The 25,354-nt window shown below is 72.3% G+C and carries 28 protein-coding genes; 12 read left to right on the forward strand and 16 right to left on the reverse strand.

Features of this window, described 5'->3' with window-relative positions:
• Positions 1-6: 6 nt before the first annotated feature.
• Positions 7-1,080, reverse strand: a complete 1,074-nt coding sequence (locus ACGF5T_RS26230; protein ID WP_356609670.1) for a right-handed parallel beta-helix repeat-containing protein — start codon at positions 1,078-1,080, stop codon at positions 7-9.
• Positions 1,081-1,221: 141 nt separating this feature from the next.
• On the opposite strand from ACGF5T_RS26230, the gene ACGF5T_RS26235 reads away from it, so the two are divergent.
• Positions 1,222-2,028: a restriction endonuclease gene (locus ACGF5T_RS26235; RefSeq protein ID WP_356609672.1), complete on the forward strand. Its 807-nt coding sequence runs from the start codon at positions 1,222-1,224 to the stop codon at positions 2,026-2,028.
• A gap of 73 nt (positions 2,029-2,101) precedes the next feature.
• The gene (locus ACGF5T_RS26240) at positions 2,102-2,638 is read left to right on the forward strand and encodes an isochorismatase family cysteine hydrolase (protein ID WP_366767382.1); all 537 of its coding nucleotides are present in this window, start codon (positions 2,102-2,104) and stop codon (positions 2,636-2,638) included.
• Between the two features lie 60 nt (positions 2,639-2,698).
• Here the strand turns inward: ACGF5T_RS26240 and ACGF5T_RS26245 are convergent, their stop codons facing one another.
• Complete coding sequence (locus ACGF5T_RS26245; RefSeq protein ID WP_366767381.1) at positions 2,699-3,187, reverse strand: DUF5949 family protein; 489 nt, start codon at positions 3,185-3,187, stop codon at positions 2,699-2,701.
• A gap of 204 nt (positions 3,188-3,391) precedes the next feature.
• Between ACGF5T_RS26245 and ACGF5T_RS26250 the strand changes: the two genes are divergently transcribed.
• Entirely contained in the window at positions 3,392-3,757 is a 366-nt protein-coding gene (locus ACGF5T_RS26250; RefSeq protein WP_366767380.1) for a transglycosylase family protein, read from the forward strand.
• 79 nt (positions 3,758-3,836) lie between these two features.
• Positions 3,837-4,712, forward strand: coding sequence for an oxygenase MpaB family protein (locus ACGF5T_RS26255; RefSeq protein WP_361017241.1), 876 nt, complete (start codon positions 3,837-3,839; stop codon positions 4,710-4,712).
• A 1-nt stretch (position 4,713) separates the two neighbouring features.
• Here the strand turns inward: ACGF5T_RS26255 and ACGF5T_RS26260 are convergent, their stop codons facing one another.
• The 11 genes from ACGF5T_RS26260 to ACGF5T_RS26310 form a co-directional block, all read right to left on the reverse strand.
• Positions 4,714-5,679, reverse strand: a complete 966-nt coding sequence (locus tag ACGF5T_RS26260) for a YihY/virulence factor BrkB family protein (protein WP_356609682.1) — start codon at positions 5,677-5,679, stop codon at positions 4,714-4,716.
• Positions 5,680-6,017: 338 nt separating this feature from the next.
• Complete coding sequence (locus ACGF5T_RS26265) at positions 6,018-6,413, reverse strand: hypothetical protein (RefSeq protein ID WP_361015312.1); 396 nt, start codon at positions 6,411-6,413, stop codon at positions 6,018-6,020.
• Positions 6,391-7,785, reverse strand: a complete 1,395-nt coding sequence (locus tag ACGF5T_RS26270; RefSeq protein WP_356609686.1) for an LLM class flavin-dependent oxidoreductase — start codon at positions 7,783-7,785, stop codon at positions 6,391-6,393. Before ACGF5T_RS26270 ends, ACGF5T_RS26265 begins: the two co-directional genes overlap by 23 nt.
• Positions 7,782-8,621 carry an ABC transporter ATP-binding protein gene (locus ACGF5T_RS26275; protein ID WP_366767379.1) on the reverse strand — a complete coding sequence of 280 codons (840 nt, stop codon included), beginning with the start codon at positions 8,619-8,621 and terminating at the stop codon, positions 7,782-7,784. The genes ACGF5T_RS26270 and ACGF5T_RS26275 overlap by 4 nt, the downstream gene beginning before the upstream one ends.
• Entirely contained in the window at positions 8,597-9,460 is an 864-nt protein-coding gene (locus tag ACGF5T_RS26280) for an ABC transporter permease (protein ID WP_366767378.1), read from the reverse strand. Before ACGF5T_RS26280 ends, ACGF5T_RS26275 begins: the two co-directional genes overlap by 25 nt.
• A complete protein-coding gene (locus ACGF5T_RS26285) occupies positions 9,457-10,542 on the reverse strand; it encodes an ABC transporter substrate-binding protein (RefSeq protein WP_392889382.1) in 1,086 nt (361 codons plus the stop codon). The genes ACGF5T_RS26280 and ACGF5T_RS26285 overlap by 4 nt, the downstream gene beginning before the upstream one ends.
• A gap of 49 nt (positions 10,543-10,591) precedes the next feature.
• Complete coding sequence (locus ACGF5T_RS26290; RefSeq protein WP_356609822.1) at positions 10,592-10,666, reverse strand: putative leader peptide; 75 nt, start codon at positions 10,664-10,666, stop codon at positions 10,592-10,594.
• A gap of 146 nt (positions 10,667-10,812) precedes the next feature.
• Positions 10,813-11,649: an ATP-binding cassette domain-containing protein gene (locus ACGF5T_RS26295; RefSeq protein ID WP_366767376.1), complete on the reverse strand. Its 837-nt coding sequence runs from the start codon at positions 11,647-11,649 to the stop codon at positions 10,813-10,815.
• A gap of 207 nt (positions 11,650-11,856) precedes the next feature.
• Positions 11,857-12,585 carry a trypsin-like serine protease gene (locus tag ACGF5T_RS26300; protein ID WP_361015309.1) on the reverse strand — a complete coding sequence of 243 codons (729 nt, stop codon included), beginning with the start codon at positions 12,583-12,585 and terminating at the stop codon, positions 11,857-11,859.
• Between the two features lie 164 nt (positions 12,586-12,749).
• On the reverse strand, positions 12,750-14,174 hold the full coding sequence (locus ACGF5T_RS26305; protein WP_366767375.1) for a cytochrome P450: 1,425 nt from the start codon (positions 14,172-14,174) through the stop codon (positions 12,750-12,752).
• Between the two features lie 117 nt (positions 14,175-14,291).
• On the reverse strand, positions 14,292-15,044 hold the full coding sequence (locus ACGF5T_RS26310; RefSeq protein ID WP_361015320.1) for a sulfite exporter TauE/SafE family protein: 753 nt from the start codon (positions 15,042-15,044) through the stop codon (positions 14,292-14,294).
• A gap of 331 nt (positions 15,045-15,375) precedes the next feature.
• Here ACGF5T_RS26310 and ACGF5T_RS26315 point away from each other — a divergent pair, with 331 nt between their 5' ends.
• From ACGF5T_RS26315 to ACGF5T_RS26340, 6 genes are all read left to right on the forward strand, one after another.
• A complete protein-coding gene (locus tag ACGF5T_RS26315; protein ID WP_366767374.1) occupies positions 15,376-16,548 on the forward strand; it encodes an ATP-binding protein in 1,173 nt (390 codons plus the stop codon).
• Complete coding sequence (locus ACGF5T_RS26320; RefSeq protein WP_053126708.1) at positions 16,545-16,946, forward strand: roadblock/LC7 domain-containing protein; 402 nt, start codon at positions 16,545-16,547, stop codon at positions 16,944-16,946. Before ACGF5T_RS26315 ends, ACGF5T_RS26320 begins: the two co-directional genes overlap by 4 nt.
• Entirely contained in the window at positions 16,943-17,320 is a 378-nt protein-coding gene (locus tag ACGF5T_RS26325) for a DUF742 domain-containing protein (RefSeq protein ID WP_356609702.1), read from the forward strand. Before ACGF5T_RS26320 ends, ACGF5T_RS26325 begins: the two co-directional genes overlap by 4 nt.
• Positions 17,295-17,888: an ATP/GTP-binding protein gene (locus ACGF5T_RS26330; RefSeq protein WP_366767373.1), complete on the forward strand. Its 594-nt coding sequence runs from the start codon at positions 17,295-17,297 to the stop codon at positions 17,886-17,888. Before ACGF5T_RS26325 ends, ACGF5T_RS26330 begins: the two co-directional genes overlap by 26 nt.
• Before the next feature lie 15 nt (positions 17,889-17,903).
• The gene (locus ACGF5T_RS26335) at positions 17,904-19,253 is read left to right on the forward strand and encodes a cytochrome P450 (RefSeq protein ID WP_356609706.1); all 1,350 of its coding nucleotides are present in this window, start codon (positions 17,904-17,906) and stop codon (positions 19,251-19,253) included.
• Between the two features lie 207 nt (positions 19,254-19,460).
• Positions 19,461-20,588: a tryptophan dimethylallyltransferase family protein gene (locus tag ACGF5T_RS26340; RefSeq protein ID WP_366767372.1), complete on the forward strand. Its 1,128-nt coding sequence runs from the start codon at positions 19,461-19,463 to the stop codon at positions 20,586-20,588.
• 99 nt (positions 20,589-20,687) lie between these two features.
• Here ACGF5T_RS26340 and ACGF5T_RS26345 read toward each other — a convergent pair whose 3' ends face one another.
• The 3 genes from ACGF5T_RS26345 to paaI all read right to left on the reverse strand — a co-directional run bounded on the left by ACGF5T_RS26345 (position 20,688) and on the right by paaI (position 23,868).
• Positions 20,688-21,986, reverse strand: coding sequence for an NAD(P)-binding domain-containing protein (locus ACGF5T_RS26345; protein WP_366767371.1), 1,299 nt, complete (start codon positions 21,984-21,986; stop codon positions 20,688-20,690).
• A gap of 125 nt (positions 21,987-22,111) precedes the next feature.
• Positions 22,112-23,458 (reverse strand): phenylacetate--CoA ligase PaaK, encoded by a 1,347-nt coding sequence (gene paaK, locus ACGF5T_RS26350; protein ID WP_366767370.1) that lies wholly within the window; start codon positions 23,456-23,458, stop codon positions 22,112-22,114.
• Positions 23,455-23,868, reverse strand: a complete 414-nt coding sequence (gene paaI / locus ACGF5T_RS26355; RefSeq protein WP_361015318.1) for a hydroxyphenylacetyl-CoA thioesterase PaaI — start codon at positions 23,866-23,868, stop codon at positions 23,455-23,457. Before paaI ends, paaK begins: the two co-directional genes overlap by 4 nt.
• A 214-nt stretch (positions 23,869-24,082) precedes the next feature.
• Between paaI and paaA the strand changes: the two genes are divergently transcribed.
• Both paaA and paaB read left to right on the forward strand, forming a co-directional pair.
• On the forward strand, positions 24,083-25,060 hold the full coding sequence (gene paaA, locus ACGF5T_RS26360) for a 1,2-phenylacetyl-CoA epoxidase subunit PaaA (RefSeq protein ID WP_356609714.1): 978 nt from the start codon (positions 24,083-24,085) through the stop codon (positions 25,058-25,060).
• A complete protein-coding gene (gene paaB / locus ACGF5T_RS26365) occupies positions 25,057-25,350 on the forward strand; it encodes a 1,2-phenylacetyl-CoA epoxidase subunit PaaB (protein ID WP_356609716.1) in 294 nt (97 codons plus the stop codon). The genes paaA and paaB overlap by 4 nt, the downstream gene beginning before the upstream one ends.
• The last annotated feature ends 4 nt before the right edge of the window (positions 25,351-25,354 follow it).

Here is a 25,354-nt window from a genome sequence, read left to right on the forward strand (position 1 = left end):
GGTCGGTCAGCACATACCGGCGGGCCGGGAGGCGCCGCAGGTGTTGCCCACGAAGGTGTTGCTCCTGGCGGCGTCCCCGGTCTCGGTGCTGACCAGGTCGGCGGGGGAGTTGTCCCGCAGCGTGTTGCCGCTGACCTCGTTGTTCTCGCCGGTGACGCCCACCATGCTCTTGAAGAGGACGATGCCGCCCGACAGCGGGGACGTGCCGGAGTGGCCCTCGACGGTGTTGTCCGCGACCAGCACCTTCTCCGTCCCGGTGAGCACGATTCCGGAGCCCTGGAGGGCGGGCAGCCGCTCGGTCTTCGGGCAGGACTTGTTGTTGCGCACGATGTGGTTCTCGCGCACGACCAGGTCGCCGGCCTTGGGCTTGTTCTCGTCGCCGACGACGAAGACGCCCGTGCAGTTGCCGGCGATGTGGTTGTCGGCGACGGCGAGGTTGCGCAGGCGCCGGACGGTCACGCCGATCCGGTTGTCCTCGAGGCGGTTGTCCTCGACCACGGTGCCCTCGGTGTCCGCGGCGCCTTCCTCGGCCTTGACGGTGTTGGCGAGGAAGATGCCGGCGTCGCCGTTCCCGCGGACGGTGTTGTCCCGGAAGGTGCCGTGGATCGACTGCTCCTGGGCGATGCCCCAGACGCCGTTCTTCTCCGCCGTGACGTTCCGTACGGTCAGTCCGTCGGTGGCCGTGGCGGACACCCCGGCGCGGGTGAAGCCGGTGACCGTCAGGCCGGCGACGGTGACGCCCTTGACCTTGGCGTCCTTCGTCCCGGTCACGCAGATCCCGTTGCCGTCCTTGGCGCAGGTGTCGTCCTCGGCGGCCTTCTCCGTGCTCGGCCTGATCACCGTGGCGCGGCCCACGCCGCGCAGGGTGAGGCCGGGCGTGCTCACCGTCACGCTCTCGCGGTAGGTGCCGGGCGTGACGAGCACGGTGTCGCCCGACCCGGCGGCGTCCACCGCCTTCTGGATCGACTCCCCACTGTGGACCACGTGGGTCATGTGGCCGGCGGACGCCGGAGCCGCACCGAGCCCCGTGCCGATCATCGCTGCGGTGCACACCAGGTACACGACATGGCATTTCTTCATATTCCGCACGTTATGCCCGAAAGATTTGCACGCTGGCGGGATGAGCCATCCGACGGCGTGTCACGAACCGCCGGTGAACCGGTGGTTCGCGGGCAGACGGCGTGAGTGATCTTGATGTCAGCCGCAGGGAGGAACGACACCGTGACCGTGCCCGCACGCCGCACTCGTCCGATACGTCCCGGGCGCCGCTTCGACCTCCGGGCGACGGCCATGTTCTTCGGGCTGGCCGCCCTCGTCCTGTGCGTCGTGGGCTGGGCCCTGCGCATGGCGGTCGACGTCGCGGAGCGGCGTCCCGCCTGGGCCCTCGTCCTGGTGTTCGGGCTGGTGCTGGCCGTCGTCCTGCACCGACGCGGGCGCTCCGGGTTCACCGCGCGGAGGCTGGCACGTCGCACCACGGGTGCCTTGCGGGAGGCCACCGCGACGGCCATGGAGGTGCTGGAGGAGGACCGGGCCCCGGTCGTGCCGACGGCACCGGCGCCCGGCGCCGAGGAGGCGGCGGTCACGGTGGTGGTCGTCGATCACGGGGAACTCAGTCCCGACGAGTTCGAGCACGCGATAGCCGACCTGTGCGTGCGGGACGGTTGCGCCGACGTGGAGGTGGTGGGCGGGGCGGGCGACCTCGGCGCCGACGTGACGGCGACCGCCCCGGACGGCCGGCGCGTCGTGATCCAGTGCAAGCGCTACGGCGACGACAACAAGGTCGGTTCCCAGGATCTCCAGCGCTTCGGCGGCACCTGCTACACCGTCCACGAGGCCGATGTCGCCGTCCTCGTCACCACCAGCGACTTCACCGAACCGGCCACGGACTACGCCGCCCAGTGCGGCATAGTCTGCGTGAACGAGGGGCGGCTGCGCGAGTGGAGCGAGGGCCGGGCGCCGGCGCCCTGGGCGGGGGTCCCCTTCGCGGGGGAGGACGTGGCGCCGCTCCCGGACCGGGTCGTCCGGTGACCTCCGCGCCCACTGCGCCCCGCCGCCGTCGGGAAAAAGGATTCTCCCTCGTCACAGTGGCAACCTGGATTGCATGAGCAAGACCGCGCTGATCGTCATCGACATGATCAACACCTACGACCACGAGGACGCGGAGTCGCTGATTCCGGCCGTCGAGTTCGTGCTGCCGCAGGTGACCGGCCTGCTGGAGCGGGCGCGGCGGCAGGGCGTGCCCGTGATCTACGTCAACGACAACTTCGGCGAGTGGCGTTCGCACCACGGAGAGATCCTCGACAAGGCCCTCTCGGGACCGCACGCACGGCTCGTCGAGCCCTTGCAGCCCGACGAGTCGTCCCTCTTCGTGGTCAAGGCGCGCCACTCGGTTTTCTTCGAGACGCCGCTGACGTACCTGCTGCACCAGCAGGGGATCGACCGACTGGTGATGTGCGGCCAGGTGACCGAGCAGTGCGTCCTGTACTCGGCGCTCGACGCCCACATCCGCCACCTGGACGTCATCGTGCCGCGGGACGCGGTCGCCCACATCCACGCCGACCTCGCGGACGCCGCCCTGCGCATGATGGAGCGGAACATGGGTGCCCGGGTGTGCGACAGCGGTGAACTGTGGACGTGAGGCGCCCCGCCGCGAAACGGCACCCCGCCGACCGGGGTGCGCGCGCCGCCGCCCGCCCCGTCAGCTGCGCAGGCTGCGCACCGGGAGGATGAGCTGCGCCGCGCCGGAGAGCGTGGCCTCGTCGTTGGCGAAGGCGGCGACCGCCTCGCCGTCGCCGGGCTCGCCCCCGGACCAGGGGCGGGTGGCGAAGATCAGGCAGGCGTACCCGCGCTCGTCGACCGCCTTGCGCCACTCGGGCGTGGGAACGAACTGGGCGTTGACGCCCCGCATGGTGAGCGCCGCGGCGCCCGGCACGACCAGCAGGGTGACGGGCAGGCCGGTCAGGCGGGTGGCGTCGAGGACGCCCTCGCCCACGGAGATCCCGGAGTGGCGCAGCAGCCGTTCGACGGCGTCCGGGACCGCCTCCGGGCCGCCCTCGCCGTCGCCCAGGGAGCAGGCGAGGAGGAAGGGGACGTCGCCGTCGGGGGTCTCGCGGCTCCAGGACATGATGACGAGCGTGCCGAGGTCGGCCGTCCGCAGGGGGCGTGTGTCAGGTGAGATCGAGGTCACCGCGAAACCGTAAGGGCGCGCCGGGAGGTGTCCGCGCGCCGCTCACCCGACCGGGGGACGTCCTCGCCCTTCTTCACACGAACGAGGGGGCCGGCTCGGCGCCGGGACGGCGGCCGCGCCGAGGAGGAATCGTCTGCTCCGACCGGCGTAGGGACGTGACGGACGGGGCGACGGCCCCGTGTCACGTGGTGTAACAGTCTCAGTATGATCTGTAGACGAAATGCTCATACGAGCGAGACGCGCAGTTCGTACGGCCGTGGTGCCCGGACCGCGCTGGTGGTCCTGTTCACCGCGACCGCACTGGCCACGACCGGTCAGGCGGCCGCGTCGCCCGCGGCCGGCCTGCGCACCGACTGGGACGCCATCGCGGCCTGCGAATCCGGCGGCAACTGGCAGGCGAACACCGGCAACGGCTACTACGGCGGACTGCAGTTCGCGCCGTCGAGCTGGGCCGCGGCGGGCGGCCTCGAGTACGCGGCCCGCGCGGACCTCGCCACCCGCGGGGAGCAGATCGCCGTCGCCAAGCGCCTCGCCCGGTTGCAGGGGATGTCGGCCTGGGGCTGCGCCTGATGTTCCCGCGCCCCGGACCCGGGCAGACGTAGTCATGTGAGCCGCCCGGCCGCAGTGGGCGAAGGAGGGCTCGGCAGCCATGAGACTTTTCACCGGCGATCACCGCCCCGCCCCCCGCGCCCGGATCGGCGAAATGATCTTCTCCCGGGTGGCGGGGCCCGAGGGACCGGGCAACCGGGCCCGCATCCACGACACACCGGGCCCACGCTGGTTCGGGCCGGAGCGGCCGATCAGGCGGGTGCACGGGGATGCCTCCATGTTCATCGGAGGCCTGTCCGCCCTGCTGCTCCAGTCGCTGCACCCCCTGGCCATGGCCGCGGTGGCCGCGCACTCCGGCTTCCGCGGCGACCCGTGGGGGCGGCTCCAGCGGACCAGCACCTTCCTGGCCGTCACCACCTACGGCCCCGCCGACCGCGCACAGGAGGCGTGCGAGCGGGTACGCGCCGTGCACGACACCGTGCGCGGCACCACCGCCGAGGGGCAGGCGTACGCCGCCGCCGATCCGCACCTGCTGTGCTGGGTGCACGTCGCCGAGGTCGACAGCTTCCTGCGCGCCCACCAGCGCTACGGCGCCCGCCCCCTGGACGAGGAGGGATGCGACGCCTACGTGGCCGACATGGCGCGCATCGCCACCGCACTCGGCGTTCCGGACCCTCCGGTGGACCGCGCCGGTCTCGCGGAGCGCCTCGCCGCCTACCGCGGCGAACTGCGCGCGACCGCCGAGGCGCGGAACACCGCGCGGTTCCTGCTGCTCGATCCGCCCCTGCCGCTGCTCGCCCGCCTCCCCTACGGAGCCATCGCCGCCAACGCGGTCTCGCTGTTGCCCCTCTGGGCCTCGCGGGCCCTGCGGCTGCCGCGTCTGCCTCCGGCGGAGGGCGTGTGCGTACGCCCGCTCGGGATGGCGGTGACCGCCGGGATCCGCTGGGCACTGACTCCGCCCCGCGACGCGGCCTAGGTCAGGCGCCCGGTCCGGGGTCCGGCTCCACCGGCGTACGGATGCCCGCCCGGGCCGCCTCCAGCTGGGCCGCGAACGCGATGCCGAGGAAGAGCGCCACGGCGGTCAGGTTGGCCCACAGCAGCAGGGCGATGAAGGCCGTGAGCGGACCGTACACGGCGCCGAAGGCCCCGCTCCGTCCGACGTACAGCGCGAGCAGCCAGGTCGCCGAGATCCACAGCACCAGGTGGACCGCCGAGCCGAAGGCCAGCCAGGTGTAGCCGGGCTGGTCGCGGCGGGGTGACCAGCGCAGGATCACCGCCGACGCGACCCAGGCCAGCAGCAGCCCGGCCGGTACGTCCAGCACGGCCCACCACGCGGCCCCGCCCGTCCCGTGGCCGAGGGTGCGGGCCACGGCGTCGCCGACCGTCTCACCCGCGACGAGCACGAGGAACCCCAGGACCATCGGCAGGCCGGCCGTGAAGGCGAGCGCCAGCGCCCGGCCGTACTTGCGGACGAAGGGGCGGTCGCGCTCGATGCCGTAGATGCGGTTGGCGCCCCGCTCGATCTGCGCCATGGCAGAGGAGAGGTTCAGCACCGCGAACCCGAGGCCCAGCCAGAGCGCGACGGTGCTCCACACGTCGCTGCCGGCGCTGCGCCGGGTGCCCTCGAAGGCCTTCTCCACGACGTCCGCGCTGGCGCCCGGCACGATCCGGCCGAGGGTCAGCTCGATGACCCGGCCCACGCTCTCCGTGTGCACCGACGTGGCGAGACCCACGAGCACGACGGTGAAGGGGACCAGGCCGAGCACGACCTGGAAGGCGAGGGCCCGGGCGTTGGTGAAGCCGTCCGCGTAGCGGAACCGGGTGAAGGAGTCGGCCAGCAGCCTGAGGCCCCCGTACCGCCGCAGGGCGGTGAGGGCTTCGTCGCCGGAGAGTTCGTCTCCGAGCATGTCCCGGGTCTGCGGAACGTGGACGGCGGTTCCCACGATGCGGCTGCTCCTCGTGTCGGGGCGGGCGAGGACGGAGTCCTCCACCCGTGCGCATGCCCCGTCAACGAGACCGCAGCGCGCAGGGGACGGCTTTCGGTGTGGAGACGGTGCTGTCGGCGTGCGGGGCCTGCCGGGATCCGGGTCCGAACCCGCGTGCGCCGCCGCCGTGTTGACCGGGGTAACCCGTGGGTGTGGACCTGCGCCCGGGCGTCGTTCCGCTCGTTTTCCGCGGGAGGCGGGTGGGCAGTCCCCTGGGCGGGGGAGCCGGGGGGCGGCCCCGGACGGTCCGTTCGCCGACCCGTCCGGGGCCGCCCCTCGCACCGCGTCCTCCGGGCCTACGTCGTCGCCTGTCCCCGGTCCCGGGCGGCGAGTTCGTGCAGACGGGCCAGTTCGGCGGCGTGCTCGCTGACCCGCACGCCCAGGAGTCCGTAGGTGAGGAGCGCAGCGCCCGCCACGGACACCGGGACCGAGAGACCGAGCAGGGCCAGAGCCTCGGGCCAGTCCCGTGCGTCACCGCACGGGTCCTTCGACGGGCCCTCGTTCGCGGTCCCGTCATCGGTGGACAACCGGGGCTCGCACTCCACCGCACGGGCGAAGTGCGCCCGGTCGACCTCGTAGGGGGTGGTCAGCAGGACCGCGCACCACCCCCACAGGAGGGCCGCGACGGCCAGCAGGCCGAAGCCCCAGCTCATCGTCCGGCGGCCACGCTCACGGAACCGGGTGTCGAACACGTGTGGATGCACGGGAGCCGAACCTAGCAGCAGGAGCGGGACCGGTCCCCCCGGCCGGCCGGACCGCGGCCGGCCGGGGCAGACCGTAGTGCTCGCGCAGCGTGCCGCCCTCGTACGCGGTGCGGAACAGGCCCCTGGCCCGCAGGAGGGGCACCACCTGGTCGGCGAAGAGGTCGAATCCGCCGGTCAGCCAGGGCGGCATGATGTTGAACCCGTCGGCCGCGCCGTGTTCGAACCACTCCTGGATACGGTCGGCGACCTGCTCGGGCGTGCCGGCCACGACACGGTGACCGCGGGCGCCCGCGAGACGGTGCAACAGCTCCCGGACCGTCGGCTGTTCGCGGTCGATGATGTCCAGGACGAGTCGGAAGCGGCTCCCGTTGCCGCGCTCGCCCCTGGTCTCGATGAGCCGGCGGGGCACGGGACCGTCCAGCTCGTCGGCGCTCAGCTCCAGTCCCAGCAGGCGCTGGAGCAGGTGGAGCGAGTACTCGGGCTGGGTGAGTTCGTCGAACTCTCGGTGCAGGGCGCGTGCCTCCGCCTCGGTCGAGCCGATGAAGGGGCTGATGCCCGGCAGGACGAGGAGCCGGTCCGGGTCGCGGCCCAGCGCAGCGGCCCGCGTCTTGAGGTCGGCGTAGAACTCCTGGGCGCTGCCCAGGGTCTGGTGCGCGGTGAAGACGGCCTCGGCGTACGCGGCGGCGAAGGCGCGGCCGTCCTCGGACGATCCGGCCTGGACGTGGACGGGGCGGCCCTGCGGGGAGCGCGGGAGGTTCAACGGGCCGCGCACCTTCAGGTGGCGGCCCGCGTGATGGATCTCGTGGATGCGGTCGGTGTCCGCGAACACGCCGGCCCGCTGGTCGACGACGAGTGCCTCGTCCTCCCAGCTGTCCCAGAGCTTGTTCACGACGTCGACGAACTCGTGGGCGCGGTCGTACCGCTCGGCGTGCACCGGGTGCTCGTCGAGACCGAAGTTCCCGGCCGCCTGGGGGGCGCCGGTGGTGACGATGTTCCAGCCGGCCCGGCCTCCGCTGAGGTGGTCCAGCGAGGCGAAGAGGCGGGCGAGGTTGTACGGCTCGGTGTAGGTGGTCGAGGCGGTCGCGATCAGGCCGATGCGTTCGGTGGCCGCGGCGATGGCGGACAGCCAGGTGAAGGGCTCGAGCCGGAAGCGGCTGGCGTAGCGGACGTTGTCCGCGAGGGAGGGGCCGTCGGCGAAGAACACGGCGTCGAAGGCGGCCGCCTCCGCCCGGCGGGCGAGATCCTGGTAAAAGCGGATGTCCAGGAGCCGACCGGGGTCGGTGTGGGGGTGGCGCCATGCCGCTTCGTGGTGGCCGCCCGGGTACACGAACAGGTTCAGGTGCAGTTTCCGAGTGCTCATGCCGCCTTCTCCTCGCCGGTGATCAGGGGACCCCGTTCGGTGGTGGTGGTCCCGGCGATGCCGGGGGTCCCGGGGGTCCCGGGGGTCTCCGGGGTCGCGTCGGAGTCCACCCCCAGCCGGGCGAGCAGGCGGCCGCGCAGCGCCGAGTACGCGGTGCCGCCCTGGCGGCGCGGTGCCGGCACGTCCACGGGCAGGTCGGCCGCGATCCGGCCCCGGTCCAGCACGACGACCCGGTCGGCCAGCGCGATGGCCTCGTCGACGTCGTGCGTGACCAGCAGCACGGCGGGCCGGTGCCGCTCGCAGAGCCGCCGCAGCAGGGCATGCATCCGGAGCCGGGTCAGCGCGTCCAGCGCGCCGAACGGCTCGTCCGCCAGCAGCAGTTGTGGTTCGCGTACGAGGGACCGGGCGAGCGACACGCGCTGCTGCTCGCCGCCCGACAGCTCCACCGGCCACCCCCGCTCGCGCCCCGCGAGGCCGACCTCGGCGAGCGCGGCCCGGCCCCGCTCCTCGGCGAAGGGGCCGGACAGCCCGAGGACGACATTGTCGAGCAGTCGCTTCCAGGGGAGCAGCCGTGCGTCCTGGAAGACGACGGACACGTGGTCGGGGGCGGTCAGGTCGCCGCTGCCCGCCACCTCGTGGTCGAGTCCGGCGAGCGCCCGCAGCAGCGTGCTCTTTCCCGAGCCGCTGCGCCCCAGCAGCGCCACGAACTCGCCCGGCGCGATCGACAGGTCCAGCCCGTCCAGCACCGTGCGCCCGTCGAAGGAGCGCACCAGGTTCTCGATGCGGACCGCCGTGCGGTCCTCGGTCGTGTTCAGCCCGCCAGAGTGCGTCGCCATGACAGGGCCCTCCTCTCCACGAGTCGTACCAGGGCGTCGGAGACGAGTCCGAGCAGGCCGTACACGACCAGGCCGACGATGATGACGTCGGTCTGCCCGTAGGTCCGCGCGAGCTCCATCATGTAGCCGATGCCGCTGGTGGCGTTGACCTGTTCCACGACGACCAGGGCGAGCCAGGCGCCGGTGACCGCGAAGCGCATGCCCAGCAGGAAGCCGGGAAGCGCCCCGGGGAGGACGACGTGCCGGACGAAGGCCAGCCGGCTGAGGCGTACCGTCTCGGCGAGTTCCGCGTAGCGGCTGTCGATGGCGCGCAGTCCGTTGTGCGTGTGGATGTAGACCGGCACGAAGACCCCGAGCGCGATCGTGATGACCTTCATGGTCTCGCCGATGCCGAACCAGAGGATCAGCAGCGGGATCAACGCCAGCGAGGGAATGGCCCGTTTGATCTGCACCGGACCGTCGATCACCGCCTCGCCGACGCGGCTCAGCCCGGCGACGAGCGCGAGGAGCAGTCCGCCCGCGACGCCGAACAGCAGGCCGAGCGCCGCGCGTTGGGCGGAGGTGGCCAGATGGGACGGGAGCTTGCCGTTGTCGATCAGTCCGCCCGCGGTGTCGGCGATGGTCCACGGTGCGGGCAGACTGCGGACGTCGATCAGGCCGAGCCCGGTGCCCGCCGTCCAGAGCACGAGGAGCAGCACCGGGCCGATCGCCCAGCCGTAGGGGACGGGCTGGCCGGGACCCAGGCGCCTGCGGCGCGGCCGGGTGGGGCGGGCCGTGACGGGCCGGGGCTTCGCCGCTGTCGCCGCGGACGTCTGTTCGTCGAAGACGGTGGTGCTCATGAGGACGTCCCTTCGCCGGCCACGGCCTCGGCGGCCACGGTCTCGTAGCGGCGGTCGAAGAGCAGATCCGCCTCGAACGGCTCCCGGTCCTGCTCCCGGGCAAGCAGGTCGATGGTGGCCTGCTGGCGGCGGATGGCGTCGGTCCAGTCCGCCGGCAGGTCCGGGTGGCCCGTGCGCCGGACGAGGTACTCGCCGTCCGCCCGGCTGAGTCCCTGGTCCTTGACGTAATAGCCCGCGACCCATTCCTTCGGGTGTTGGTCGATCCATATCTGGGCCCGCGCCCAGAACTTCACGAGCTCCCGGAGAGCGGACGACTTTCCCGCGTCGGCGACGCTTTCCGTCAGCGCCCACAGATGCGCGGGATCGTCCCGGAGACCGTGTTTGACGGTGGCGCCGCCCTCCTTTCCGTAACGCGCGAGATAACGCTTGATGTTGACGTCCGCGATGGGGGCGGCGTCGACCTGCCGATTCCCGAGCGCCGTGGGATAGACGTCTCCGGTGCTCGCGAGTTCCACGAGTTCGACGTCCTGCTGGGTGAGGCCGGCCTTCTCGAGGATGCGCAGGACCAGCGCGCCCTGGGCCTGGCCCGGGCTGTAGGCGATCTTCTTGCCCCGCAGGTCGGCCAGCGTACGGATGCCGGAGCCGGGGGCGGTGCCCAGCTCGTAGATGGGGTTGCCGAGGGGGTTCGAGCGGAACTTCACCGCCACGAGCTTCGTGTCCAGCCCCGTCCAGTGCGCGTTGATCGACGGGATGTCGGCGGCCGAGCAGACGTCGAGGGCGTCGGCACGGAAGGCCTCGGAGCACTGCGGGCCGCCGCTGATGTTGGCCCACTTCACCTTGAAGGGCAGGTCGTCAATCTGCCCCGAGAGCTCCAGGGCGACCTTGAGGTCCGGTGCGCCGACGGTGAGCGTCGTGTCGGCGGAGACGGCGGCCGGGATCTTCTCGCCGGAGACGTCCTTGCTGCTCGCGGTGGACTGCGGTGGGGCCACGCAGGCGGTGAGGAGGAGGGGGAGGGCCATGACGGCCGACACGGCCGACAGGGAAATGCTGCGGAGTCCGGACATGCGTGTGCGAGGGGTCATTGCGACCTTCACGGGAAGGGGGAGGAAAGGGCAGTGGGGCGGTGGAGTCTTAGCTACACACCGCGGTGGCGACGCGCATCAGATCGATGGCCCGCCTCTTGGTGAACTGCCGGAATTTCCGCATGCCGTGGACGCTATCCAGGGGTCAAATGGAGGGTCAAGGCCCGTCGGTGGGCAGCGACGGTGCTGCAACGGCGCATTCGTCGGGTGTCACGTTGCGGAAACACGTCCGGTTCCGCAACGGACGGCCCCGGGCGCGTCCCGGCCGGGCTAGCCGCGGCCGCGGAGTCCCGAGTAGGCCGACCAGCGGCCGTCGCGCCGTACCACCGTGATGTCCCTGCCGAAGCAGGCGGTCAGGAGGGGGTCGGTGAGGACGCCGTCCACGGCACCGCGGGACAGGACCCGGCCCTTGCGCAGCAGCAGGGCGTGGCTGACGGCGGGGAACAACTCCTCCAGGTGATGGGTGACCGTCACCGTGGCCAACCGCGGCCGGTTGCCGGCCAGGTGGTTCATGGCCTCGAGGAGGTCCTCGCGGGACGGCAGGTCCAGGGCGTTGAACGGCTCGTCCAGGAGCAGCAGGGCCGGATCGGCCATCAGCGCCCTGGCGATGAGCACGCGGGCCCGCTGTCCGCCCGAGCAGACGCCGTAGGGCCGGTCGGCCAGTTCCTTGACGCCGAGTTCCGTCAGGAGGTCGCGGGCCCGGAGCCGGACCTCGGCGCCGTACGTCCGCCACAGGGGCTGCAAGGTGCCGCTGTGGCCGGTGAGCACGACCGCGTGGGCCGTCAGTTCCGGCGGTACGCGCTGGGCGGAGGTGACGTGGCCGATGCGCGCCCTCAGCTCGCGCACGTCCACCCGGCCGAGCCGGCTGCCGAGGATCTCCACCGTGCCGCTCGTGGGGTGCATGAGGGCGCCGAGCAGCCGCAGCACGGTCGTCTTCCCCGCGCCGTTGGCCCCCAGCAGGGCCCAGTGCTCGCCCGGTCGGACCGTCCAGTCGATCCCGTCGAGGATCAGCTGGTCCGTCGTGTGGCGGCGGACGGTCGCGTCCCGGAGCCGGAGAACGGCCGTCTCGCATCCGTTCTCCGGTTGCTCGGCTGTCTGCCCGGTCATACCGGACCTCCTTCGCGTGGGTCGCCGTCCGTTTCCGGTGAACGGTAGATGCATGCACCACGCGCTTGCCGGACGGTCCGGGTCGTGGACGGTGGCCCGCCCTGTCCCCGAGGCCCGCGTACGTCCGGTCCCGCGTACGTCCGTCTCCGCGGGGAAGTGACGGACGCGCGCGGGACCGGTGCGCGGGGCGGTCGCGGGGAAGAGGGATCAGACGCCCGCGACCGACTGGATCCAGGAGCGATAGGCGGTCACGTTCGTGTAAGCCGTGGTGGTCTGGCGGTCGCTGGTGGAGGCCACGCCCACCTGGACGCCGCCGGCCATCATCGGGCCGCCGGAGTCGCCGCCCGCCGTGATGCCGTCCACGGCGCGGGCACAGATCGCCGAGCCGTTGTAGGCGTCGCGGCACCCCTGGGTCACGCTGACGTTCGCGACCTTCAGGTAGCGGGACTGGCAGTTGATCTCCGAACCGCACCGGGAGGTGGCGCCCCAGCCGTAGACCTGCACGGTCTGGCCGACCCGTACCGTGCCCGGTTGTCCGAGGGGTGCGTAGGTGGCGGAGACGGAGCGGTCGAGCCGGACCAGCGCGAGGTCCGAGGACGAGTGGGTGACGGTCTGGACGCCGCTCGCCACGGTGCCGCCGGACTGCTGGTCGAGACTGCCGACGCGGAAGGACAGCCCTCCTCCGGTCACGCAGTGCTTCGCGGTCAGGATCCAGGTGGGGGAGATGATGGTCGAGCTGCAGGTCTGGGTGCCGTTGGAGAACAGTCGTGCGGCCCAGGGGGCGTTCTGCGCGTAGCCGCCGCCGATGATCGGCTGGGGGCCGCCGCCACCGGGCCGGGGTTCAGCCGCGGAGGCGCTCGGTGCCAGCGCGAGGGCGGACAGCAGGGCGGCCATGAGGGCGGCCGCCAGGGTGGGGACGAGTCTGGATATGCGCAAGGCTCCTCGATTCCGACGACGCGCGTCGCGGCGCGTGCGGGTGTGGGGGCGCTCAGCATGTCCGGCGGCGGGACGCCGCCACCAGTCCCGCTCGGGCATAACACGCCGTTATGCCCGACGGCCCGGGCCGGCCGTACGGTCCACCGCCGGCCCGGCACGTCGGCTCAACCGGTGGACGGGTTCCGCGGCTCGGTCCTGTCGCGCACGGTCATCCGCAGGGTCCGGGGGCGGACCGTGGCCGCGGCGACGGGACGCACCGTCCGGCCGGGGGCGAGCTCCAGTCGCACCCGCCGGGTGATCGTGGCGATGGCGGTGAGGAGTTCGGTGAGGGCGTACCGGTCACCGATGCACTTGTGCTTGCCCGCGCCGAAGGGCAGGAAGGCGTGGGTGGGCCGGGGCCGGTCGCCGTCCAGCCAGCGGTCGGGGTCGAAGGCCAGGGGGTCGGGGAACAGCGCGGGGTCGCGGTGCAGAGCGTGCTGGCAGTAGGCGAGTTCAGTGCCGGCGGGCACGGTCCAGGGGCCCAGCCGGGTCTCGGTGACGGTACGGCGGGTGACGAGCCACCCGGTGTGGTGCAGCCGCAGCGTCTCGTCGATCACCCGCCTCAGGTACGGGAGCCGGCCGAGGTCGTCGAACGTCACCGGACGGTCGCCGAGGGCCTCGTCGAGCTCGGCCAGCATCCGGGCCCGGACCTCCGGGTTCCGGGCGAGTTCGTAGAGCACCCAGGACAGTACCGAGGCGGTGGTCTCGGTGCCGGCCACGGCCAGGGTGAGGATCTCGGAGGAGATCTGGTGCCCGGTCAGCGGCCGGCCGGTCTCCTCGTCGGTGGTGCGCAGGAGCAGGGACAGCATGTCGCCGGTGTCGTGGCCGGAGACCCGCAGGTCGGTCACGGCCCGGTCGATGGTCGCCCGTACGGCGTCGCGTGCCGCGGTGAAGCGGCGGTTGACGGGCAGCGGCAGCCGCTCGACCCAGTCGGGCAGCATGACACGGGCGCCGACGCCGTTCATCACCACCGACAGGTCCGCGCGCAGCCGGCGGAAGGTGGCCTCGTCGAGGCTGCCGGAGAACACGGTCTTGGCCAGCATGTTCAGACTGAGCCCCACCATGGCCTCGCGGACGTCGATCTCCCGGCCCCGGGTCCAGCCGTCGACGGCCGTCTCGGTCTCGCCGCGCATGGTGTCGACGTAGCGGGCGATCTCCTCGCGGCCGAAGGCCGGCTGGAGCTGGCGGCGCTTGCGGACGTGGGTCTGGCCGGCGGCGGTGACGACGGAGTCGCCCAGCAACTGGCCCATCTTCTCGAAGAACCGGCCCTTGTCGAGGCTCGGCCCCAGTTCGGTCAGCATGGTGCGGATGAGGTCCGGGTCCTGCACGACGAGGGTGCGGGTGCCGGGCTGGAGGGTGATCTCGACGAGCGGTCCGTAGTGGGCGCGGAGCGAGGCGATGAAGCCGAGGTTGTCGCGCAGGAGCTGTACCGCGTGACCCAGCAGCGGCAGCGAGCCCGCTGCCCTGGGTATGGGGGGAGGCGCTACGAGCGTCACGAGGGCGGTTCCCTTCGATTCGATCTTGGGCGCCTCCATGGCTTCCCTGATCACGCCCGCCGACAATCCGGGCGGGAGCGTGGCGTATCCCACGTGCGCCCTCGGCACGGACCGGTGTGGAAGAAGGAGCGGCGGGGCAGATTCCGCTTCCGTCGCGCCTTGAACCCGGGCTCAGCGCAGCAGCAGTTGCACCAGGGCGACCGTCCCCACGGCCACCACCAGTGTCCGCAGCACCGCGGGGCTGAAGCGGCGGCCCACCTTGGCCCCCGCGTAACCGCCGAGCGCCGAACCGGCCGCGATGAGGGCGACGGCCGTCCAGTCGAAGTCCGCGGCGAAGAGGAAGAAGAGCGCGGCGACGGTGTTGACGAGGGCGGAGAGGACGTTCTTCACGGCGTTCAGGCGTTGCAGCGGTTCGTCGAGCAGCATGCCCATGAGGGAGAGGTAGATGATGCCCTGCGCGGCGGCGAAGTAGCCGCCGTAGACGCTGGCGAGGGTGAGGCCGGTGAACAGCAGCGGGCCGCCGTCGTGACGCGGGGAGGTGCCGGTGCGTTCGCGGCGCCGCTGCACCAGCCGGTTGATGCGGGGCTGGAAGGCGACCAGGACCAGGGCGAGGCCCACCAGGACGGGCACGATCGTCTCGAAGGCGTCGGCCGGCAGGGACAGCAGCAGGGTGGCGCCCGTGAGGCCGCCCAGCAGCGCGCCGACGCTCAGCCTGAGCACCCGCCGGCGCTGGCCGCGCAGTTCCTTCCGGTAGCCGACGGCCCCGCTGACGGACCCGGGAATGAGCCCGAGCGCGTTGGAGACGGTGGCGGTGACGGGGGGCAGCCCGGTCGCCAGCAGCACCGGGAAGGTGATCAGCGTCCCGGAGCCGACGACGCTGTTGATGGCACCGGCCCCGAACCCCGCGGTGAACACCGCCGCCATGGCCTCGGGCGTCACACCGAGCCGTCCCGGGCCGGCCGCGCACCCGGCGGGAAGGTGTCTTGTGCATCGTTCACGGGGCCGACTGTACCCACCGGCGTAGCGTGTCCCGACTCCGGTCTCAACCGGTCCTGTATGAACGCTTCTTGACGTCAATTCACCTGATCATGCGGTGATACGATCACCGCGTTTGCGGAGCGGGCGGATGGGCGAAAGACGGCATCCCCGACTTCAGGGACAGCCCGGGCAGCAACCCCGGTGCGGGCGGTCCACCGGACCGCCCGCGTAGACGGACATGCGGCACGCCGGCCGTCAGTCGCCTGAAGAGAGTCTTATGACGGAATACTTGGGGAACCCACTGCTCTGGGTCCTTGTCGTCGCCCTGGTCGCCGCCGCCGCGCTCATCGGGCGCCAGCGCCGGGCGGCACGATCCCTGCGGCAGGAGATCAAGGGGCTCAGGGACCACTACACGGAGCTGGAGAACGACTACGGGAAGTCCGTGCTGGCCGCTCAGGAACGGGCCGAGGACGAGACGAAGACCGTTCTGAAGTCCGCCATGCGAACCCTGCAGGGCCTCGCCGCCGAACAGCAGCTGGTGCTGACCCGGCTGCAGACCAAGTACGGCGACTCCGCCCTCCTGCAGGACCTGCTGGAGATCGACCACACCAACTCGCAGTTCGGGCGCCGGGCCCAGTCCATCGCGGTGCTGTGCGACGGCTGGCTGGGCGGCCGGCGCGACACCGCCTCGGTGTACGACGTGGTCCGCAGCGCCCAGGGCCGCATCCGGCACTTCCGCCGGGTGGAGATCCTCTCCCAGGTCGACTTCGGCATCACCAGCCGCGCCGTCGAACCCGTCGCCCTGGCCCTCGCCGAACTCCTCGACAACGCCACCAGCTACTCCAGCCCGGACACCGTCGTCGAGATCAACATCCGGACCGTGCCGAAGGGCATCTGCGTCGTCGTCGACGACGCCGGTGTCGGCATGAGCGACGAGGAGCGCGCCCGCGCCGACCGGCTGCTCGCCACCGAGCGCGCCTCGGGCGTGGCGGGTCTCGGCAACCCACCGCAGTTCGGCTTCGCGGTCATCGGGCTGCTGTGCGAGCGCTTCGGCTTCGAGGTGTCGGTGGACTCCTCCTCCCCCTACGGAGGTGTGCGCGCGGTGGTCCTCCTTCCGCACGAACTGCTCACCGCCATGCCGGAGCGGAAGGCACCCTCCCCGGCCGGCCACACCGCGGCCCGCCCGGCCCCGGACGGAGGGCCGGAGGCGTCGCCCGCCCCGTCCCGGACCGGCGACGGCCTGCCCCGGCGGCGCCGCAAGCGGCCGATGGCCATCGTGCCCGGCAGTGCCTCCGTCCCGCGCTCCGCCGGCCGCTCCGACTCCGAGCAGGCCCAGATCATGGCCGCCTTCCAACGGGGCACGCAGACCGGCCGCGTCACCCGGCCGGAGGACTCGGACCGGACGAGCAGAACACCCGGTGCAAGCAGAGAAGGACATGAGGACTCGTGAACGACGATCTGTCATGGATGCTCGACAGCGCCCTGGAGATTCCCGGGGCCCTGCACGCGGTCCTGATTTCGGCCGACGGACTGCTGATGGCCCGGACGCAGGACTTCGACAAGGACGACGCGGACCGCGTCGCGGCCGCGATGAGCGGCGTGCAGTCACTCAGCCGCACCCTCGCCTTCTTCTGTGAGGACCCGCACCAGGCGTGGCGGCAGACCCTGGTCGAGTTCGACGGCGGCTGGGTCTTCCTGATCTCCGCCGGCGAGGGCGCCTACCTCGGTGTCTCCGCCTCCCCGGAGGTCGACATGGCGGACATCACCTTCCGGATGCAGCAGCTCGTCGCCCAGCTCGGCAAGCGGCTGACGACGCCGCCGCGCGAGAACCTCGGCACCCGCTCATGACCGGCCACGACGGCTGGGAGCCGGAGACCGCCGAGTTAGTACGGCCGTACGTCATCACCAAGGGCCGCGGCCTGCCCGACGAGGAGCACCTGTCCCTCATCACCCTGGTCACCGCGGCCGCCGGGCACACGCAGCGGCCGCCCCGGCTGTCCCCCGAGGAACAGAGCCTGCTGGACCTCTGCTCCGCCGGCTACCTCTCGGTCGCCGAGATCGCCGGACACACCCACTTCCCGCTGGGCGTGGTGCGGATCCTGCTGGCCTCCCTCATGGAAGGCGGGCACCTCATGACCCGCCCGCCGGTGGCCCGCGCCCGCCTCGCGGACAAGGAGATCCTGGAGGAGGTGCTCAATGGTCTCCGCGCCAAGTTTGGATGAGCAGGACTACGTACGCGGTGGAGCGACCCAGACCGCGGTGAAGATCCTCGTCGTCGGGCACTTCGCGGTGGGCAAGACCACCCTCATCGGCTCCATCTCGGAGATCGAGCCGCTGTCCACCGAGGAGACGATGACGCAGGCCGCCGAGTCGGTCGACGACCTCAAGGGGGTCCAGGGCAAGACCACCACCACGGTCGCCATGGACTTCGGGCGCCTGACCATCAGCGACCGCGTCGTGCTCTACCTGTTCGGGACTCCCGGTCAGCAGCGCTTCGTCCAGATGTGGGAGGACATGGCCCGCGGCGCGCTCGGCGCCCTGGTACTGGTCGACCCCGAGCGGCTGGCCGACTCCTTCCCCGTCATCGACCTCATCGAGCAGTACGGCCTCGACTACGCCATCGCGGTCAACCACTTCGACGGGGCACCGCTGCGCGACGCGCGGGCGCTGCGCGAGGCACTGGACCTGCTCGACGACACGCCCGTCGTCACCTGCGACGCCCGCGACGAGAAGTCGTCGGCCGCCGCACTGACCACCCTCGTCCGCTACTTGCTGGACCGCACCCGCTAGGAGCTGGGAGCAGACATGAACCCCCACGACACCTTCCCGGTGCCGCCACCCGGGTGCCCCGCCCACGGCTCCGGCGCCCGAGTGCCCCTGCACGGACCGGAGTTCGCCGCCGACCCGCAGGCCTACTACGAGTACCTGCGCCACTACGGGGCGGCCGCCCCGGTCGAGCTGGCCCCGGGCGTCGAGGCGACGCTGGTGACGGACTACTCGGCGGCCCTCCAACTGCTCCAGGACTCCGGTACGTTCCGCAAGGACGCGCGTCGGTGGCGGGCCTTCAACGAGGGCAAGGTGGGGCCGGACAGCCCGGTCGCACCGCTGCTGGCCTACCGGCCCAACTGCATGTTCGCCGACGGCGCCGACCACCTCAGGCTGCGGCAGGCGGTCACCGACAGCATGGCGCGGGTGGACACCCGCCGGCTGACCCGGAGCACCGAGCAGATCTCCGGCTACCTCATCTCGCAGTTCAGCGGACGGGGTTCGGCCGACCTGCTGAGCGACTACGCACGGCAGTTGCCGCTGTTCGTGTTCAACGAGCTCTTCGGCTGCCCCGCCGACATCGGCGACCGGGTGCTCTTCGGGATCTCCGGGATGTTCGACGGGATCAACGCCGACAAGGCCACCGCCGTGCTGTTCCAGGCGGTGGGGGAGCTGGTCGCGCTCAAGCGCAGCAAGCCCGGCGACGACGTCACCTCCTGGCTGATGCGGCACGAGGCGGACCTCAGCGACGAGGAGATGGTCCACCAGCTGGCCCTGCTGCTGGGCGCGGGCGCCGAACCGCTGCGCAACCTCATCGGCAACACCCTGCACCGGCTCCTCACCCACGAGCGGTACGCCCGGGAGGGCGGCCTGATCGACGAGGCGCTCGACGACACGCTGTGGGAGAACCCGCCCATGGCCAACTACGCGCCGCACTACCCGGCCGCCGACACCGAACTCGCCGGGCAGCAGCTGCACTCCGGTGACCTGGTCCTGGTCAGCTTCGCCGCCGCCAACACCGGGCCGGCCCTCAAGGCCTCCCGCCAGGCCGGCAGCAACCGCGCGCACCTCGCCTGGAGCGCGGGCCCGCACGCCTGCCCCTCCAAGGAACCGGCCCGGCACATCACCGTCACCGCCATCGAGCACCTGTTCAACGAACTGCCCGACGTCGCGTTGGCCGTCCCCGAGGACAGCCTGACCTGGCGGCCCGGCCCCTTCAACCGGGCCCTGGCCACGCTGCCCGCCCGCTTCACGCCCGCGCGCACCGGACGCCGCTCCACGGCTCAGCCGGACGCCGCGGCACCCGAGCGGGAACAGGCGCCGAACCCGGCCCGCCCGGCCGAACGAGGAGGCATGTGGAGCCAGTTCCTCAACTGGCTCACACGGTGACCTGCGCAACATCCGCCCAACCTGCCCCTTTCGCATGAAGGATCAACGGCACGGGTAGTGAGCAACGCGGCATCCAAGTTGCTCACGAGGAGAAGGAGGTGTCGTGGACCACATATCCACGAACGCCGCTCTGCCGCCGCCGATCCCGCCGATACCCGCCTCCCCAGGCGGGTATCTCTCTGTGCGGCCCGGGCGAGGGACCGGCCGGTGACCGCAGTACGGATCGGCGCGGAACCGGGGGGCACACCGACCCTCGGCGCCCATACCGGCGGTCAGTTGCGAAGACTCGGCGCGGTCGCCGGTCTCCGCGAAGCCGACATCGAGACCTACGCCCGTGTCCTGACCGACGCACTGGGCCCGGTGGCCGCGCGCCCGCTGCACCTGCCGCCCCCCAGCCGGTCCTTCCTGTCCGACGACCACACCCCCGTCGAGTTCTCGTTCTCCTTTCAGGCCGACGCGGCCCCCGCCCTGCGGGTGCTCCTGGAACCGGGCTGCGGCGCAGACAGCCTGGCTCTCGACGGGCGTGCGGGACTCGAGACGATCCGGGAGATGGCGCGTCGCTGGGACTTCACCACCGGTGCGCTCGACGCGGTCGAGGACCTCTTCCTGCCGCCCGCTCCGCAGGGCCCCCTGGCCCTGTGGTGCGCCCTGGAGCTGAGGCCCGGCGGCGTGCCCAAGGTCAAGGTCTACCTGAACCCGGCCGCGAACGGGGCGGAACGTTCCGCCGCGACCGTACGCGAGGCCCTGCACCGGCTGGGCCACCGGCGGGCCTACGACAGCCTGCCGCGCGGCAGCGGTCATCCGTTCCTCGCCCTGGACCTGGGGGACTGGGAGACCCCCCGGGCGAAGGTCTACGTGCGCCACGACGACCTCACGGCCCGCCAGGCGGGTCTGCTGCCGCGTACGGGGGAGGGGCCCGGAGCCGCGGCGGTCGAGGACTTCTTCCGGGCGGCGGTGGGCGTCGGCCCGGACCGGGCGGTGCTCGGCAGACGGCCCGGCCTGAGCTGCCACTCCTTCACCGACACCGGGTCCGGGCGGCCCAGCGGCTTCACCCTGCACATCCCGGTCCGGGACTACGCCCGGCACGACGGTGAGGCGCTGGAGCGCGCCGCGAGCGTGCTGCGCCACCACGGAATGGACGCGGACGTGCTGCCCCGGGCCTTCGCCGCCCTCACCCGGCGGCGGCCCGAGGACGGCGTCGGGCTGGTCGCCTACCTCGCGCTGGCCCATCAGCCGGGCCGCCCGCCGCGGGTGACGGCGTACCTCTCCTCGGAGGCGTACGCGGTCAGGCCGCCGGCCGTCGCGACCGTACGCCACCCGGTGGCGGCGCGCTGAGCGGACCGTCCCGACACCGCGGGGCTCCCGGCGCATGCCACCGGGAGCCCTGGGCGGGGAAGCGGCCCGGCGCCGGCCGGGGCCGCCGGGCGGCGCGCCCTACACAGCCAGCGACTCCCGGAACTCCGCCAGGTACGGGCCCACGTCCACCTGGATGGAGGCGCCCTGGGTGCGCCCGTAACGCTCGGCCACGCCGGCGAGGTACGTGCCGATCTCCTCGCGCATCTCCTCGGCCGGAGGCAGCGCGGCCGCGCCGTCGATGATCCGCGCCACCCACTGCGCCTGGGCCTCCACCAGCCGGGTGATGGCGCCCACGGGCCGGACCAGCCCGACGAAGTACAGGCCCGGCCGGTCCGCGGGGACCACCCGCCGGTACAGCTCGACCGAACCGTCCGCCGCCACCGGGCACCCGGCGGGCAGGAACGGGAAGGTCATGTGGAAGCCGGTGCAGTAGACGACCGCGTCCGCGGCCGTGGAGGTGCCGTCGGTGAAGACGACGCGGTCGCCGTCGAACGCGGTGATCGCCGGCTTGGGGGTGACCGCGCCGTGGCGTATCCGGCTGAGGATCTCGTCCGAGAGGGTCACCGCCGAGGAGAAGACCGGATGGTCCGGCTCGGGCAGGCCGTAGTCGGCCAGTCTGCCGCGCGCGACGAGCAGCGCCTGTTCCACCCACGCGCGCCGCTCGGCGAAGGACATCTCGTTCCACCAGGGGGCTTCGGCGATCTCGTCGACCGACATGCCGAACAGCTGCTTGGGCACGATGTGCAGCCCCCGGCGCACCGACAGCACGGTCCGCGCGGCGTGCCGGGAGAGGTCCGCGGCGATGTCCACCGCCGAGGCGCCCAGGCCGACCACGACGACGCGCCGGCCCGCGAAGTCGCCCCCGTCGTGGTAGTCGAGGGAGTGCAGGATCCGCCCGGTGAAGGAGTCGGCGCCCGTCGGAAGCGGGTCGGGCAGTGCGGGCTCGGTGTGGTGCCCCGAGGCGACGATCACCTGCTCGAACCGCCGGGCCGACACGGCGCCGTGCGCGTCCCGGCTGACGACCGACCACATCCCGTCCGCCTCGCGCCGCACCGACACCACCTCGGTCCGCAGCTCGACGTGGTCCAGCACACCGGACCGCTCGGCGAAGGACCGCAGGTAGGCGGCGACCTGGTCGTGCCGGGGGTAGAGCGGGTAGGACTCCGGCATCGGCCAGCCGGTGTATCCCGTCAGCTGCTTGGCGGTGTTGAGGTGCAGGGACAGGTATCCCGGGCCCCGCTCGCCCGCCCCCGGCCCGCGCCAGATCCCGCCGACGTCGGGCGCCTTCTCCAGGCAGACGAAGTCGATGCCGCGCTCCCCGAGGGCGTGGGCCACCGCCAGTCCGGACAGCCCTGCACCGATCACGCACACACGCACGGGAACCCCCCAGGACGTACTCGACCTCCCCCGATCACGCATTCCCTGCCCACCCGTGTCACCGCGCACACCAGCACGAGGGGCGAACGGACGTGTCCGTGCTCACGTTTCGCCCCGTGCGGCGCTCAGGTACCGCGCAGGTCCCTGACCCGGCGGAGCTTGCCGAGGGAGCGCTCCAGCGTCTCCGGCTCGACGATCTCCACCTCCACCGTGACTCCCACACCGTCCTTGACGCCCTGGCCGATCGCCCTGGCGGCGGCCTCCCGCCGCTCCGGCCCCGCGTCGGGGCGGGCCTCGACCCGCACCACCATGTGGTCCATGCGGCCCTGCGCGGTGAGCCGGATCTGGAAATGCGGGGAGACGCCGGGCGTGCGCAGCACGATCTCCTCGATCTGGGTGGGGAAGACGTTGACCCCGCGCAGGATGATCATGTCGTCGCAGCGGCCGGTCACCTTCTGCATCCGGCGGAAGGCGGGCCGGGCGGTGCCCGGCAGCAGCCGGGACAGGTCGCGCGTGCGGTAGCGGACGACCGGCAGCGCCTCCTTGGTGAGGGAGGTGAAGACGACCTCGCCCTCCTCGCCCTCGCCCAGCACGGCGTCCGTGAGCGGGTCGACCACCTCCGGATAGAAGTGGTCCTCCCACACGTGCAGCCCGTCCTTGGTCTCCACGCACTCCTGCGCCACGCCCGGGCCGATCACCTCCGACAGGCCGTATATGTCCACGGCGTGGATGCCCGTGCGCTCCTCGATCTCCCGGCGCATCTCCTCGGTCCACGGCTCGGCGCCGAAGACGCCGACCTCCAGGGAGGTGGAGCGCGGGTCGACGCCCTGCCGTTCGAACTCGTCGAGCAGGGTGAGCATGTAGGACGGGGTGACCATGATGATCTCGGGCCGGAAGTCCTGGATGATCTGCACCTGCCGCGCCGTCATGCCGCCGGAGGCCGGGATCACGGTGCACCCGGCGCGTTCGGCGCCGTAGTGGGCGCCGAGGCCGCCGGTGAACAGGCCGTAGCCGTAGGAGACGTGCACCTTGTGGCCGGGCCGGGCGCCCGCCGCGCGCAGGGAGCGGGCGACGACGTCCGCCCACATGGACAGGTCGCGGTCGGTGTACCCGACGACGGTGGGGCGGCCGGTGGTGCCGCTGGAGGCGTGGACGCGCCGCACGTCGGCCATCGGGACGGCGAACATGCCGAAGGGGTAGGTGTCCCGCAGGTCGGCCTTGGTGGTGAAGGGGAACCGGGACAGGTCCGCCAGGCTGCGGCAGTCGTCGGGCTTCACCCCGGCGGCGTCGAACTTCCTCCGGTACAGCTCCACGTTCTCGTACGCGTGCCGCAGCGTCGTGCGCAGCCGGTCGAGCTGGAGCTCCTGGAGCTGCTCCCGGGACAGGCGCTCGGCGTCGTCCAGCAGGTGGCGGGGGAGGGGCTCGCCCCGGCGGGGTGCCGGAGCCGCTCCGGTCGTCGGCTCGCTGCTCATCGCGACTCCTTCGTCGTCGTGTCCGGCGTCTCGCGCGCCGTGCCGTCGCGGACGCTGCGGCTGCGTCCGCGGAACTCCGCGATCACTTCGCCGTCGCGCCGTACGCTCACGTCGTACACGCCGCTGCGGCCGAACCGGGCCCGTTCCTCGGCGCGCGCCACGAGCACGTCGCCCTCGCGGGCCGGCGCGACGAACACGATGTCGGCGCCCGCCGCCACGGTCACCGGGCCGTGGCTGTTGCACGCGCACGCGAAGGCGGTGTCGGCCAGCAGGAACAGGTAGCCGCCGTGGGCGATCCCGTGTCCGTTCACCATCGCCGGGGTCACGGTCATGCGGAGCACGGCGGTGCCCGCGCCGTGCTCGACCAGTTCGATGCCCAGCCCCCGGGACGCCTCGTCCGCGGCGAACATGGTCTCCGTGGGCGCCGGCTCAGTGGTCCGCGACACCTTCCCACCACCTCGTTTCCCGACCGACCATTCGGTCCGCTCCTCGCTCGGCCCAGTAATCCAGGCGCGGGACGGCGCTGTCAAGGGTGCGCGCGCCGGGCGTGCCGGGGTCTTGCCCGGCGCCCGGAAAGGCGTCACACTGATACCGAACGAATGGTCGGTTGGGAAGCTGGTGACGATGACCACGACACACGCCGCCGAGGCGCCGCCCCCACCGGGGCTGCAGGAGCACTTCGACGCGACGATCGCGCACGACCAGCGGGTCGAGCCGCGCGACTGGATGCCGGACGGCTACCGGAAGACGCTGATCCGGCAGATCGCCCAGCACGCGCACTCGGAGATCATCGGCATGCAGCCGGAGGGCGAGTGGATCACGCGGGCGCCGTCCCTGCGCCGCAAGGCGATCCTGTTCGCCAAGGTCCAGGACGAGGCCGGCCACGGGCTCTACCTCTACTCGGCGGCCGAGACCCTCGGCGCGGACCGCGACGACCTCACCGAGCGGCTGATCGAGGGGCGCCAGAAGTACTCGTCGATCTTCAACTACCCGACGCTGAGCTTCGCGGACGTCGGCGTGATCGGCTGGTTCGTGGACGGCGCGGCGATCTGCAACCAGGTACCGCTGTGCCGCAGCTCCTACGGGCCCTACGCGCGCGCGATGGTGCGCATCTGCAAGGAGGAGTCCTTCCACCAGCGACAGGGCTACGAGCTGCTGATGACGATGATGCGCGGCACCGACGCCCAGCGCGACATGGTCCAGGACGCCGTGAACCGCTGGTGGTGGCCCTCCCTGATGATGTTCGGCCCGCCCGACGACGCCTCGCCCAACTCGGCGCGGTCGATGGCCTGGAAGATCAAACGGCACAGCAACGACGAGCTGCGCCGCCGCTTCGTCGACATGACCGTCCCGCAGGCCGAGAAGCTCGGCGTCACCCTGCCCGACCCGGAGCTGCGCTGGAACGAGGAGACCGGGCACCACGACTTCGGCACCCCGGACTGGGACGAGCTGATGCGCGTCATCAAGGGCGACGGCCCGTGCAACGAGCAGCGGATGGAGCGGCGGCGGACCGCCCACGAGGAGGGCGCCTGGGTGCGCGAGGCGGCCACCGCCCACGCCGCCAAGCAGGCCGCCCGCGCGCGGAAGGGAACGGCGGCATGACCTCCGACAAGCAGGGCTGGCCGCTCTACGAGGTGTTCGTGCGCGGCAAGCGGGGCCTCAACCACGTCCACGTCGGCTCGCTGCACGCCGCGGACGACGCGATGGCCCTCACCCACGCCCGCGACCTGTACACCCGGCGCAACGAGGGCGTGAGCATCTGGGTCGTGCGCTCCGAGCACATCGCCGCCTCCACCCGCGACGAGAAGGACCCCTTCTTCGCCCCCAGCGCGGACAAGGTGTACCGCCATCCGACCTTCTACGACATCCCCGAAGACGTCCCCCACATCTAGGAGC

The sequence above is a fragment of the Streptomyces sp. NPDC047853 genome (assembly GCF_043204535.1).
GTDB lineage: Bacteria > Actinomycetota > Actinomycetes > Streptomycetales > Streptomycetaceae > Streptomyces.